Source organism: Bacteroides sp. OM05-10AA (assembly GCF_003439055.1).
In the GTDB taxonomy this organism is placed as follows: domain Bacteria; phylum Bacteroidota; class Bacteroidia; order Bacteroidales; family Bacteroidaceae; genus Bacteroides; species Bacteroides intestinigallinarum.
Map to the genome: position 1 here is coordinate 26,936 of NZ_QSUR01000048.1, position 14,119 is coordinate 41,054.

The following is a 14,119-nucleotide window of genomic DNA, read 5'->3' on the forward strand; positions in this document are numbered from 1 at the left end:
TTCGTAAATTAACAATTAAAAACTCCAGCTTCCTGTTGCTAAATAATGCCACAGATAGAGAAGGAAGGCAATGATTATCAGTATGATTCCGAAAGAAACCGGTTTGCGGCCACTTGCTTTTCTTCTTTTCAAATGTGTAGTACCTTCGACGAATTTACCGCGAATATCTTCCGGATTAAATTCTTTCTCCGGTAGCATCCCCAAGTCACGTTTGGCGTTCTCCTCCATCTTAGCGAGCTTTTCTTTCCGCTCGTCTACATAAATGTATTGATGATTAAAGCCCCGGGGCTTTCTCATTGAGTTAAACATTCCCATACTACTTCATATTTATTAAGTTTCGCTTTTCTGTCTTTGGTCGCCGGTCGGTAGTCGGCTTCAATGTTTCTCCCGCACGCTTGCTGCGCCAGTTGAAAATATCGTCCTTATTTAGCGGACGGACATAATCGAACCAGGCAAAAGTGGGAAGACGCAGTTTATCAGGCGGTATCTGGTCCATCGGATACATCGTTCCGTTGGATTTACCGATAAAAAGTCCTTTTTCCATTCTCTTATCCTTCATATAAAGATGCAACATACTACCTTCCAAACAATTAAATCCGGTCATCGTACTGTCTTTCTCTTCAGGATAAAAAGCTGTCAACACATTACCGATCACTTCAATATGGCGCATATCTCCATTAACGAAATAGGCTTTCATCTCCTTGCCGGACACTTGATTATAGTGAATAGAGTCTTTCATCTCCACTGTCAACGCCTGGTTGATAATGTGCGCCCAGTCAATCGTGCTGTCATTCATATAAATCTTGATCTGCTCACCAAGCAGTTGCTGTCCGTCATTCCAAAGAATAGGGTCAGTATACATGGTCATACAGGAATCTTTCGAATTATAGACCAGTGAGTCACATACTCCCTGAACATCTGTACGATACATACGTACTTTATGGTAAGCCTTCATCAACCGGTACAAAGAATCGGTATTCAGATTATAGGACACCATCTGCAAAGTATCCCCATGCATATAAAGACTGTCTCCCTGTGAATAATCGATAGCAACAGCACGTTTTGTTGCAAACGCGGAGTCCGTCAATTCATTATAGAAACAATAATCGCCCGTCAGCATATTCTTATTGATGGAGTCTGTCATCTTCACATTATCGAATGCTTCTCCGTAACCGATTACCCGGTCATAGAACAGACTGTCGCCTACAAGTTTCTTCCCCTGATTGGTCAGGACCGAACGGTCCAACAATTCCGCTTGTTCGGTCAATGTGTTATAGAATCCCCGTTCCGAATAGATATGATTATTATCACTGACAATATTGGAAGGTCCGAGAATCACTGCTATTTTGTTTTCAGTATTATACCTCAATGTATCGGAGGTCAACACAAACTTAGGGTTCACCAACTTCACATCATGGTTGAATACCGACTGTTTTGTTGCAGGGCTATATTCGCCCCAGTCAGAAGTCAGTACATTCTCTTCATCCATCAAAGTTCCCCCCTCGAAATAATATCCGAGATCGTAGAGACGGTCGTAGTTCAAGCTGTCCGTCAGCAGGGTCGTGTTCCGGTTAATCATCTTCACATTTTCACGAAGTTGCGCAATTTGCGTCATTCCGTCATAATAAAGATAATCACCATAGATGAACAAGGTGTCTCCCTGTTCCATACGCACATTGCTGAAGGCTTCTACGGAGTTGGTTTTCTCAAAAATCAGTGCACTGTCACAGTACATATACATACTGTCATGGCGCAACTTCACGTTACCAATCAACACCTGCACATCCGGACGTGCCAGCTTATCCGCCTGTCCTTCGTCAGCATGAAGCAAGTAAACTTTGGTCTTTTTATTCTCCGGTTGCTTCTTGTTGTCCGATTGTTTCTTATTACCCGCCGGCGTTTTGGTTTTGGGAGCCGTCTTAGACGTATCCGCAGTCGATTTTGTCGAAGCCCCTGCCGTGGGTTTCTGTCTCGTCGGCCTCACTTGTGCCACAAGACATACACCAAACAGGCATAGAAAGCCTATAAGGAGCCATCTATGCCTGTCTTGTTGTTTATTTTTCTTATTCTTTTTCAGCATATAAAGTCAAAGCAAGGTTATATCAGTCATTCTTGACCCAACCCGGATACTTGAAGTCACACTTCTGCCAGTTTTCGTTGATGCGTACATAAGTGTGTTTTTGCTTGTTCAGAATCCATTTCTGCAACACCTCTTCGCGACGCTTATCCATTACGATTTCTTTCAGATCCTGATAGTCTTCCGCGATGGTTGCTTTATGACCATTGATTTTGGTTTTCAATTTCACGATAGCGCATACTTCTTTTCCATCTTTCTCATTAATCATTGTAAAAGCTTTGGAAATCTCACCAACATTCATCTTATCCACTACCTTAGCAACGTCTTGAGGAAGATCCTGCATCTGGAACTTAGAAGTAGTGATACCTGAATGTTCATTGATGTTCACCATGATACCGTGATTGTTACGGGTATCCTTATCTTGTGAGATAACGGCAGCGGCATCATCAAATGTGAATTTATTAGCACGAATATCATCTGCAATAGAATCCAGACGGGCACAAGCCTCGGTCAGTTCTTTTTCCGATACTTTCGGACGCAACAGGATATGGCGGGTATTAACACGGTCACCACGCTTCTCAATCAACTGGATAATATGGAAACCAAATTCCGATTCTACAATTTTGGAAACTTTCTTCGGGTCCTGCAAGCTGAATGCCACATTCGCATAAGCGGGGTCCATCATACCACGTCCCATAAATCCACATTCACCACCTTTAATGGCAGAAGCCTTGTCTTCAGAATACAAACGTGCCAATGTGGAGAAGTCGATTTCTCCTTTTGTCACACGATCCGTATAATCACGCAGTGTCTTCTTTACATCCTCGATTTCCGAAACGGGTATTTTGGGTTGCAAAGTAATAATCTGCACTTCCACCTGTGTAGGAATGTAAGGGATACTATCCTGTGGAAGGTCTTTGAAATAACGGCGTACTTCTGCCGGAGTCACTTTGATATCTCCTGCCAGTTTCTGCTGCATCTTCTGAACCGTCAATCCGTCACGTGCATTATCACGCAAAGTTTCACGAATCTGGGTGGATGTTTTATTGAAATACTCCTCCATTTTCTCTCTGGAACCGATCTGCTGGATGTACATATTGGTCATCATATCCACACGCTGGATGATTTCCGCTTCGGAAACCTCGATACTGTCCAACTTTGCCTGATGCAGGAATAACTTCTGCACAGCAATCTCTTCAGGAATTACACAATAAGGATCGCCTTCGAATCTGCGTCCATTATACAAGGCATCCATACGGGCCTCTTCTACATCTGATTTTAAAATAGCTTCGTCACCTACTACCCAAACTACTTCATCAACCACATTATCTTGTGCATAGGTTGCCACATTAGCAAATATTGCCAGGACAAGGGTAACAACAAATCTAAAGTTCACAAACTTCTTCATTCTTTGTATTTAATAATTATATATAATCTTCTTCTTACTTACCGCCTGCTGATACAAGTCGTTCTTTACCTGTTCCATAAAGCTCACCCGTTTCTGATTTACCAGTAAGTCTTTCACTTCCGAGCGGGCAAATTCATACGGTTTCTCCTCACCAACTCCGCGATAATCGCTCACATTCAGGAAATAATAATAAGCCGTATCTTTCAATTCTACCTGACGGTGTTTGTTTACGTACTCTTCCGGTGCCTCTACTTTCAACGGAATCATGTCCAGGACATCGGTCACGGACACCCATTTATCATAGAAATATTCATATTTCACCGCATTCTGCAAACTATATTTTTCCAGGCTCTCGATAGCATCCTGTTTTTCCGACTTATACCATCTGCGCACATTATTCAACTGCGGAGCTGTCAACGGCACTTTAATAAACAATCCCTTAATCAACGGACTTTCCAGTTTAAACAATTCCTTGTTTTTGCCGTAATACTCTGCTATCTCGTGTTCGGAAATATCATTCGTCAACTTCTGGTTAATCAACTCCTGCTGATAAGTATGCATTATCAACGCTTTCCGATAATTCTCCACCAGCTTGTCTACATCCACATTATCGGGGATATTGTTCGCAGCTTTCTCATACAATAAAATCTCTTCCGCCCAACTACGAATATAGTGCTCGGTGAAGAGAATGCTATCATCTTTTGACAATCCGACCGGAAGCACGGACATCAAATCTTCTTTATATAAAAAGTTACCGTCCACCTCTACTAAAGGAGTCTTTCCTTTGTGGTCACGCTGTTCCTTGCACGCTCCACAACCAAGAAGGGTAATCAGTAAGAGGACTAATATTCGCATCGGCAACTAAAATCTACTTATTTAAGGTACGAAGATAGTGAATAATCGGTTACATCAGTTATTATTAACTGTTTTTAAAACCTCTTGGTTTATTTCAACCTTACCGGACTCACTCAATTCCCGCATCCAGCACGTGTCAAGATAGCTTCGATAATCCTTTCGAACCCGATCAATTACTTCCCGATAATCATCCGGACCTTTCATTTTTTCGCCTACTACAATAGTAAAAGGATAAGACATCAAAGGATCAAAATCACCCTTCTTAAAAACCAGTTTATCTATATATTTATTGTCTCCGTCGGCAAAAATTCCTTGTTCAACTTGTATCTTTTCCTCCCCGGATGTATTAAAAGTTTGCCGAAGCTTGTCCGCCCACTCTTTTTCCGGGACTTTCTTCAGCATTTTTTTGGCTTGCTTTGCCGTCTTTTTATCAACGCAATGAAGCACGACTCCTCTATACCGGGGGCTCTCCCACCGATAATCCGACGAATGAAATTTAAAATAAGTAGCCAATCCCGCCCGGTCATTAGCTGCGGGCAAATCTATTTTCTGACGTGTTATCTCTTCCACCAAATAGTTTTCATCAGATTCCCGCAAGGCATAAGGAATTTCCGGATGCTTTTTATCGATATTCCGGCTTTCATAATCCAGCAATGACTTAGCTATAAATCCTTCCAACTGCCGTTTGACAGCTTGAGGATGAGAAGAGGCAAAATGCGTGAACATAGTTCCGGTGTATGCTTGTCCGTCAATCGTAAACAGGGTTTGTTCTGTACGGCCTTTCGCCAGCAGTTCTTCCATTGCCGCCTGATTGGGAGCATACTGCCATGCTTTTTTCAAGCGTTCGAGCACCGCGCCTGTACCTTTGTCCAAAATCTCCTTGCGCCGTATCCGTTCCATTAACCTGGCACTGACATTTTCGTAAGCAGCTGTTTCCTCCCGATCCATCACTTTCAAGATATGAATCCCTTCAGGAGTGAAAAAGGGCTGCGATGCCATACCTTTTGCCAGAGAGAAAGCAACATTCTCAAACTCGCTCGTTGTTTCCAGACATTCGATCCATCTACTTTGCTTATCATCCGAGTATATTTCGACCAAACGGTTAAAGTTCAAATCCGGCTGATTCTGTATCATCCGGTATATAGAATCCATCCGCGTTTTTTCTTCTTCTAAATGCCGGGAAGTGATTGTCTGTGGCAAACGTTTGAAAATCTGCATCACTTGTACCCTGCCGCTACGTGCTTTCAGTCCCATCTTCTGATAGATAGCACGGGCACAACTATCCATCACTTGCCTGTCTATCAGATAAGATTCCACCAACTCTGTCCGACATTTCTCTTGTTGTTTACGAAAAACAGAGGTCGTATCAAGTCCGGCAGCTCTGGCTGCTTCCACTTTCAACTTTGATTGAGCGAAAAGTGCCGCATACTCTTTGGGTGAAAGTTTGGCATTTGAACGTTCCGCATAACGGCGGTATGCATATTCAAATTCCGAACGGAGTATCTCTCTTCCGTTAACACGCATCAATACCGGATCTTCCTGTGCAAAGACCGCGACTACAAAGAGAGAAATACATCCCAACAACAGGCTTCTTTTCATCATCAATTTTTATTTTTCAAACAACAAACGGTGAGCAGTGAACACCCTGCTGATTATACAGCCTGTTCACCGTTCACCGTTAATAGTTCACCGTATCTATCTATTATTCCGGACGGCTATAGTTAGGCGATTCACTGGTAATCGTCACGTCGTGCGGATGACTTTCCATTACACCTGCATTGGTAATGCGGGTAAACTTAGCGTCATGAAGTTTCTCAATGTTAGCAGCGCCACAGTATCCCATACCTGCACGCAAACCGCCAGTCAGCTGATACACAACTTCGAAAAGCGTACCTTTATAAGGAACACGGGCAGCGATTCCTTCGGGAACAAGCTTCTTCACATCTGCAGTTCCACTCTGGAAGTAGCGGTCTTTCGAACCGTTCTCCATTGCTTCCAATGAACCCATACCACGATAGGATTTGAATTTACGACCATTGAAGATAATAGTGTCACCCGGAGATTCTTCTGTTCCGGCAACCAATGATCCGATCATTACGCAATATCCTCCGGCAGCCAATGCTTTCACCACGTCGCCCGAATAACGCAACCCACCATCGGCAATCAAAGGAATACCTGTACCCTTCAACGCTTTTGCTACATCATAGACGGCTGACAACTGTGGAACACCTACACCGGCAACCACACGAGTTGTACAGATAGAACCCGGACCGATACCTACTTTCACAGCATCCGCACCAGCTTCCACCAAAGCTTTGGCAGCATCTCCGGTAGCAATGTTACCTACCACAATATCAATATTCGGGAAGCGTTTCTTTGCTTCTTTCAGTTTTTCAATCACAAACTTAGAGTGTCCGTGAGCTGTATCAATCACGATTGCATCTGCACCGGCATCCACCAATGCCTGCATACGATCCAGCGTATCGGCAGTAACACCTACACCGGCAGCTACACGCAGACGACCTTTGGCGTCTTTGCAAGCCATCGGTTTATCTTTTGCTTTTGTAATATCTTTATAAGTGACAAGACCGATCAACTTTCCGTCCATTCCGACAATCGGAAGTTTCTCAATCTTATGTTTCTGAAGAATCTGTGCAGCAGATTCCAAGTCAGTAGACTGGTTAGTAGTCACCAATCTTTCTTTCGGAGTCATGACAAGATCAATATGTTTTGCCATGTCTCTTTCGAAACGCAAATCTCTGTTGGTAACAATACCCACCAAATAACCTTCATCATCTACCACAGGGATACCACCGATTTTATATTCCGCCATGATGTCCAGTGCATCCTGAACAGTAGAACCTCTTTTGATCGTTACAGGGTCATAAATCATACCATTTTCGGCACGCTTTACGATAGCAACTTGTCTTGCCTGTTCTTCGATAGACATATTTTTGTGAATCACACCGATACCACCTTCACGAGCAATGGCAATAGCCATTTTCGCTTCGGTAACCGTATCCATGGCAGCCGTCACAAAAGGAATTTTTAACTCAATGTTTTTTGAAAACTTAGTCGAGAGATCGACAGTGCGCGGTAAAACTTCAGAATAAGCGGGGATCAACAATACGTCGTCGTAAGTCAACCCATCCATTACAATCTTATCAGCAATAAATGACATAGGGCTATGCGTTTAAAAATTATTGCGTGCAAATATACGGTTTTTATTCAAAACCGCATACCTGCACGCCTATTTTTTTCGCTTTTTTAATTAGCCATTTCAGAGATGAACTTAATACGTACCAAACGAACTTCCTCTTCCGTGAAGTCATCGCCTAATTCGTCAAGCGCATCATCAATCTTATCAGTGGTAGATTCCTTGAAATAATCGTAGATATCAAGCATATGATCTTCATCCATGATTTCTTCCAGGAAGTAATCTATATTCAGTTTGGTTCCCGAATAAACGATCGCTTCTACCTCGTCCAACAGTTCACCAAATTCAATCCCTTTGGAAAGAGCGATATCATCTAACGCCACTTTACGGTCGATAGCCTGAATAATAGCTACCTTCATCTTAGATTTATTGGCAACCGTACGTACCCGCAGGTCTTCCGGACGTTCTATCTCATTCTCTTCACAGTGGCGTTTGATTAATTTACAGAACTCTTCACCATAACGTTTTGCTTTTCCGGCACCTACGCCAGGTATATTCTGCAACTCGTCCAATGTCACCGGATAAATGGTAGCCATTGCTTCCAAAGACGGGTCCTGGAAGATCACATAAGGCGGCACTTCCAGTTTCTTCGAGAGTTTCTTCCGCAAGTCCTTCAACATGGAATAAAGAGCCGGGTCTACTGCACAGGAGCCACCGCCGCGTGCCGGAACTTCTTCTTCCGTCTCTTCGAAATCGTTGTCCTCGGTAATCTTGAATGACTTCGGTCTCTTCAGGAACTTATGTCCTTCCTCCGTCACTTTCAGGAGTCCGTAATGCTCCACATCTTTGCTCAAGTAACCTGCAATCAGCGCCTGACGAATCACTGCGTTCCATGTCTTATCCTCTTCACCCATACCGGAGCCGAAGACTTCGAGGTCTTCATGCAAATGCGCCTGTACTTCGGAAGTTTCTTTACCTTGTAGTATGTCTATAATATAATCTGCCTTAAAATTTTCTTTCACCGCGATAATCGCTTCAATCACGGCACACAATAACTCTTGAGCCTCCACTTGTTTTTTAGGGTTTAAACAGTTGTCACAATTTCCACAATTTTCTTCCGTATATTCTTCACCGAAATAATGCAGCAACGTCTTGCGTCGGCATACGGAAGATTCGGCATAAGCAGCGGTTTCCAACAGAAGCTGCTTGCCAATTTCCTGCTCTGCCACAGGTTTTCCTTGCATGAACTTTTCCAGTTTCTGCAAGTCTTTGTTTGTATAAAAGGTTATGCACTGACCTTCACCGCCATCTCTACCGGCGCGCCCGGTCTCCTGGTAATACCCTTCCAGACTCTTTGGAATATCGTAGTGAATCACGAACCTCACGTCCGGCTTGTCAATTCCCATACCGAAAGCGATAGTCGCTACAATAACGTCCACTTTTTCCATCAGGAAATCATCCTGATTCTTGGTCCTGGTCAACGAATCCATTCCAGCATGATAAGGACGCGCATTGATACCGTTTGCCTGCAGGATTTCAGCAAGTTCCTCCACTTTTTTCCGGCTAAGGCAATAGATAATGCCCGATTTCTCCGGATTGTTTTTGATAAACTTGATAATATCCCTGTCAATATTAGCGGTCTTCGCACGTACCTCATAATAAAGGTTCGGACGGTTGAACGAAGATTTGAAGACTTGAGCATCTACCATTCCCAGATTTTTCTGGATATCATGCTGCACCTTCGGTGTCGCCGTTGCGGTAAGCGCAATCAACGGAGCTTTACCTATTTCATTGATAATAGGGCGAATCCGCCGGTATTCCGGTCGAAAGTCATGGCCCCATTCAGAAATACAGTGAGCTTCATCCACTGCATAGAACGAAATCTTTACCGAACGCAAAAACTCTACGTTTTCTTCTTTCGTCAGCGACTCCGGCGCTACATATAGCAATTTTGTCTTTCCGGCAAGGATGTCCGACCTCACTTGGTCTATCGCGCCTTTATTTAATGAAGAATTGATAAAATGGGCGACGCCATCTTCTTCACTGAAATTGCGCATTGCATCCACTTGATTCTTCATCAACGCAATGAGCGGAGAAATTACGATTGCCGTACCTTCCATCAAGACCGAAGGTAGCTGATAGCATAAAGATTTCCCGCCACCGGTAGGCATCAGTACAAAGGTATCTTTACCATCGAGCAAGTTATTAATGATCGCTTCCTGGTTTCCCTTGAACTTATTAAATCCGAAATACTTTTTCAGTTCATCTGTTAAATTAATCTTCCCTGCCATCTTAACTAAGGTTGTTTTATTCAGTTCATGGTTTAACTTTAAGTATGTTCTCTTCTTCAAGAGAGCCAAACAAAGTTATAAACAACTTCGTAATTACCAAGCAAAATGCGACTAATATTTTCAAGAAAATACAGTTACGATCATTTTCTGTAGCCTTACTCTTTGATTTTAAGCGGTTTGTAGTCGTGCCATATTCGCTTTTTCCAGTTGCATCTTTGCATAATCCAGCGTCACCTTATACTCTTTTTTGTTCTCTGAAGGGATTTCAAACATGACATCCATCATGATTGTTTCCACAATAGAGCGCAATCCGCGGGCACCCAGCTTATATTCTACCGCCTTGTCGACGATATATTCGAAGACATCATCTTCAAATGTCAGCTTGATACCATCCATTTCAAACAGTTTGATGTACTGTTTGATGATTGAGTTTTTCGGTTCGGTAAGGATCGCACGAAGCGCATCCCGGTCCAGCGGATTCAAATAAGTCAACACCGGAAGACGTCCGATAATTTCGGGAATCAGTCCGAATGACTTCAAATCCTGTGGAGCGATATACTGCATCATGTTATTCTTGTCTACCGTCGCTGTTTTCTGGGATGCCGTATAACCTACGACATGGGTGTTCAACCGTTGGGCGATCTTCTTCTCGATACCGTCGAACGCACCGCCGCAGATAAAGAGAATATTCTTGGTATTTACCGGAATCATCTTCTGGTCCGGATGTTTACGGCCTCCCTGGGGAGGTACGTTCACCACAGAACCTTCGAGCAATTTCAGTAATCCCTGCTGTACGCCTTCACCGCTCACGTCGCGAGTGATGGAAGGATTATCTCCTTTACGGGCAATTTTGTCGATCTCGTCGATAAACACGATACCCTGTTCAGCTTCAGGTACATTATAATCTGCCACCTGAAGCAAACGGGTTAAAATACTTTCGATATCTTCGCCCACATAACCGGCCTCCGTCAGCACTGTAGCGTCTACAATAGTAAACGGCACGTGCAGTAACTTAGCAATCGTGCGTGCGAGCAACGTTTTCCCGGTTCCGGTACTACCCACCATAATAATGTTCGACTTTTCAATCTCCACATCATCACCGCTGTCTTTTTGCAACAAACGTTTATAATGGTTATAGACCGATACGGAAAGGAAGCGTTTCGCATCATCCTGTCCGATCACATACTGGTCGAGGAATTTCTTGATTTCTACCGGTTTGGGCAGTTCTTTTAAGTTGAGCTTGGTAGCTCCTGCACTTTTCTTGCTTTCTCCCAATGCTTCCTGAGTAATCTCATAAGCCTGGGTAGCACAGCTGTCGCAAATGTAGCCGCTCATTCCCGTAATCAGAAATCCTACTTCATTCTCCGACCGTCCACAGAAGCTACACCTTTTCTTTGTTTTTGAATCAGCCATTTTTATTTCTTAATCAATACCTCATCAATCATACCGTACTCTTTCGCTTCCTGAGCTGTCATCCAGTAGTCGCGGTCAGAGTCCGCCCATACTTTATCGAAATCAGTATGCGAATGATCGGCGATGATCGTATAAAGTTCTTTCTTCAATTTCTGAATCTCACGAGCTGTGATTTCAATGTCCGATGCTTGTCCTTGCGCACCACCCATCGGTTGATGAATCATCACACGTGAGTGAGGCAATGCAGAACGTTTGCCTTCAGCACCGGCAACCAGCAATACGGCTGCCATTGAAGCTGCCATACCTGTACAGATGGTAGCAACATCGCTTGAAATAAACTGCATCGTATCATAAATGCCCAGTCCGGCATATACACTTCCGCCCGGAGAGTTGATATAGATAGAGATATCCTTACCCGGATCCACAGAATCCAGATACAACAACTGTGCCTGAAGCGTATTAGCTGTATAGTCATCAACTTGTGTACCAAGGAAAATGATGCGGTCCATCATCAAACGGGAGAAAACGTCGAGTTGAGTTACGTTCAACTGTCTTTCTTCCAGAATATAGGGATTCAAATACCCGGCCTGCGACTTAATCACATCATCCAATACCATGCCATTCATTCCTAAATGCTTGGTTGCGTATTTTCTAAAATCATCCATGTTAATTGTTCCTTTCTTATAAATTAAAAATAAACGTAAGTACAAAGAAACGAAAAAGAATACAGAGACACAAAAAAACACAGAGTTATAATTTTATAAAAACTCTGTGTTTCTGTGACTTTATATTTTATTCAACCGAATGATTACTCAAACATTTTATTGAATTCTTCGATCGAAACGTTCTTGTTCTCCAAAGTAACCTGTGCTTTCAGAGCAGCAGCAAGCTTCACTTCTACCACACGACTTACCAAATTATTGATAGTTTCTTTCTTCTTCAACATTTCCTGTGCATAGTTGTCAAGCACATCGTCAGGAATAGACATCATACCGTATTGAGCAAACTGTGCCTTCGTTGTTTCTCTAGCCATCTTCAGCACATCTTCCTGTTCTACTTTGATATCGTTTGCTTCAACCAACTGTTCCTTAATCAGGTGCCAAGTCAGTTCTTCAATGCTCTTATCATAGTTTTCAGCAACATATTCTTCTCCCTTTTCTTCGTTGTTCAGCAACATGATACGTTTCAGCAGGGCATCAGAGAATTCCAGTTTACCTACTTTTTCCATCATCACCTTGCGAATGTCGATCAGGAATTTATAATCGCTGTCAGCCACAAATCTTGCTGCGATTTCTTCTTTAATCTTAGCGCGGAATTCTTCTTCAGTCTTCACAACACCTTCGCCGAATGCCTGGTCGAATACTTCCTGGGTCAATTCACCCGGAACAAAACGAGTGATTTCTTCTATCTGGAAGCTGAAATCAGACTTCACGTCTTTTGCAATCTCCTTGTCAATCTTCAACAAAGAACCCAGTTCGGCAGCATGTCCGTCATAAGCTACATTCGGATTGAACACCAATACATCATTTACTTTTGCATTAGCAAAAATAGCTTTCTGATCGTCGTTCTTCATGTAAGCAGGCATCAACACAGCAGCTTCTACCTGAATACCGCCTTCTTTTGTGTTGCCTTCTTCGTCCAACTGTGCCAGCAGACCTTTCAGCATATCATTATCTTCGTAAGCGTCTACCTTATCATACTTGCCAGTGCGTTGAGTATACATCTTCACCTGGTTGTCGATCATTTCGTCAGAAACTTCGATAGTATAATAATCTACTTTATCTTTAGCACTTACTTCTGCTTTAAATTCAGGTGCCAAAGCGATGTCGAATACGAAATCGAATTCTTCCATTGTATCGAAATCAATATTCTGTTGCTTTTCTTCGTTAGGCAACGGCTCGCCCAACATATTCACCTTATTTTCTTTAATATAATTGTAAACAGCTTCTTGCAGTGCCTTATTCACAACCTCTGCAATTACCGACTTACCATACATCTTTTTAATAAGACTTGTCGGAACCATACCTTTACGGAATCCCGGAATCTGTGCCTTCTGACGGAGTGACTTCAACTCTTTGTCTACTTTCTCCTGATAATCGGCTTTCTCAAGCTTTACAGTAAGCTCTGCGCTTACTTTGTCAATGTTTTGTAATGAAACGTTCATTCTGACAATTATTTATTTGATTTATACTTTGTTCTATACTCAAAGAGGGTGCAAAATTAGTGCTAATCTTTCAAATTTCAAAAGACATTGCAGATTTATTTCAGCAACGCCACCCATCTTTCACACATCTTTTATCGATATTTCACTGATATTCCATCTATAAACAAGATAAAATCACCATCAACACCCACCCCGCCAGGTTCCCCCGGCCTACTTTTTTTCTGATAATCCGCAAATTAACTTTCCAAAAAGATGGTTAATCCAAAAATTATTCTTTTCTTTGTTGCGGATTGATGGACCATTAGTTTCTCGATTTGATTACAAGGTTTTTACTTCCGTTACCAAAACGCATTTGTAAACTCTCTGTCGTTTTAATCTTTTTATTAGTAACCATCTATCCAGAGAGTTTTATTCATTTATTTATTTTTTATCATTTTCATTATGAACATTTATGTTGGAAACCTTAACTACCGTGTTAAGGAAGGAGATCTGCAACAAGTGATGGAAGATTACGGAGCAGTATCATCAGTTAAAGTTGTTATGGACCGTGAAACCGGTAAATCCAAAGGATTCGCTTTCATCGAAATGGAAGACGACGCTGCAGCTGCAAAAGCTATTGCTGAATTGAACGGAGCTGAATACATGGGCCGTACAATGGTAGTTAAAGAAGCTAGACCTAGAGCTTAATTGCCGACGCTAACATAGCTAAGAAAAATCGAGTAGGAGGAAAACGAAGTAGTTTTCTTCCTACTTT

The 14,119-nt window shown here is 42.5% G+C and carries 11 protein-coding genes; 1 reads left to right on the plus strand and 10 read right to left on the minus strand.

Annotation, left to right across the window (positions count from 1 at the left end; all coding sequences use genetic code 11):
* Positions 1 to 15: 15 nt before the first annotated feature.
* The 10 genes from DXB58_RS24715 to tig all read right to left on the minus strand — a co-directional run bounded on the left by DXB58_RS24715 (position 16) and on the right by tig (position 13,365).
* Positions 16 to 315, minus strand: a complete 300-nt coding sequence (locus tag DXB58_RS24715) for a hypothetical protein (RefSeq protein WP_004297174.1) — start codon at positions 313 to 315, stop codon at positions 16 to 18.
* A gap of 1 nt (position 316) precedes the next feature.
* On the minus strand, positions 317 to 2,080 hold the full coding sequence (locus DXB58_RS24720) for an OstA-like protein (protein WP_122138584.1): 1,764 nt from the start codon (positions 2,078 to 2,080) through the stop codon (positions 317 to 319).
* Between the two features lie 22 nt (positions 2,081 to 2,102).
* A complete protein-coding gene (locus tag DXB58_RS24725; protein WP_122138585.1) occupies positions 2,103 to 3,485 on the minus strand; it encodes a peptidylprolyl isomerase in 1,383 nt (460 codons plus the stop codon).
* 9 nt (positions 3,486 to 3,494) lie between these two features.
* Complete coding sequence (locus DXB58_RS24730; RefSeq protein ID WP_122138586.1) at positions 3,495 to 4,340, minus strand: peptidyl-prolyl cis-trans isomerase; 846 nt, start codon at positions 4,338 to 4,340, stop codon at positions 3,495 to 3,497.
* A gap of 54 nt (positions 4,341 to 4,394) precedes the next feature.
* A complete protein-coding gene (locus tag DXB58_RS24735; protein WP_122138588.1) occupies positions 4,395 to 5,939 on the minus strand; it encodes a peptidylprolyl isomerase in 1,545 nt (514 codons plus the stop codon).
* A gap of 103 nt (positions 5,940 to 6,042) precedes the next feature.
* A complete protein-coding gene (gene guaB / locus DXB58_RS24740) occupies positions 6,043 to 7,521 on the minus strand; it encodes an IMP dehydrogenase (RefSeq protein WP_004324659.1) in 1,479 nt (492 codons plus the stop codon).
* A gap of 86 nt (positions 7,522 to 7,607) precedes the next feature.
* Positions 7,608 to 9,788 (minus strand): DNA helicase RecQ, encoded by a 2,181-nt coding sequence (gene recQ / locus DXB58_RS24745; protein ID WP_004324651.1) that lies wholly within the window; start codon positions 9,786 to 9,788, stop codon positions 7,608 to 7,610.
* 168 nt (positions 9,789 to 9,956) lie between these two features.
* On the minus strand, positions 9,957 to 11,201 hold the full coding sequence (gene clpX / locus DXB58_RS24750) for an ATP-dependent Clp protease ATP-binding subunit ClpX (protein ID WP_004324650.1): 1,245 nt from the start codon (positions 11,199 to 11,201) through the stop codon (positions 9,957 to 9,959).
* 2 nt (positions 11,202 to 11,203) lie between these two features.
* Positions 11,204 to 11,866, minus strand: coding sequence for an ATP-dependent Clp endopeptidase proteolytic subunit ClpP (gene clpP, locus DXB58_RS24755; protein ID WP_004297164.1), 663 nt, complete (start codon positions 11,864 to 11,866; stop codon positions 11,204 to 11,206).
* A 143-nt stretch (positions 11,867 to 12,009) separates the two neighbouring features.
* Positions 12,010 to 13,365: a trigger factor gene (tig, locus tag DXB58_RS24760; protein WP_122138587.1), complete on the minus strand. Its 1,356-nt coding sequence runs from the start codon at positions 13,363 to 13,365 to the stop codon at positions 12,010 to 12,012.
* A 441-nt stretch (positions 13,366 to 13,806) separates the two neighbouring features.
* Here tig and DXB58_RS24765 point away from each other — a divergent pair, with 441 nt between their 5' ends.
* Complete coding sequence (locus DXB58_RS24765) at positions 13,807 to 14,052, plus strand: RNA-binding protein (RefSeq protein ID WP_004297160.1); 246 nt, start codon at positions 13,807 to 13,809, stop codon at positions 14,050 to 14,052.
* Positions 14,053 to 14,119: the final 67 nt, after the last annotated feature.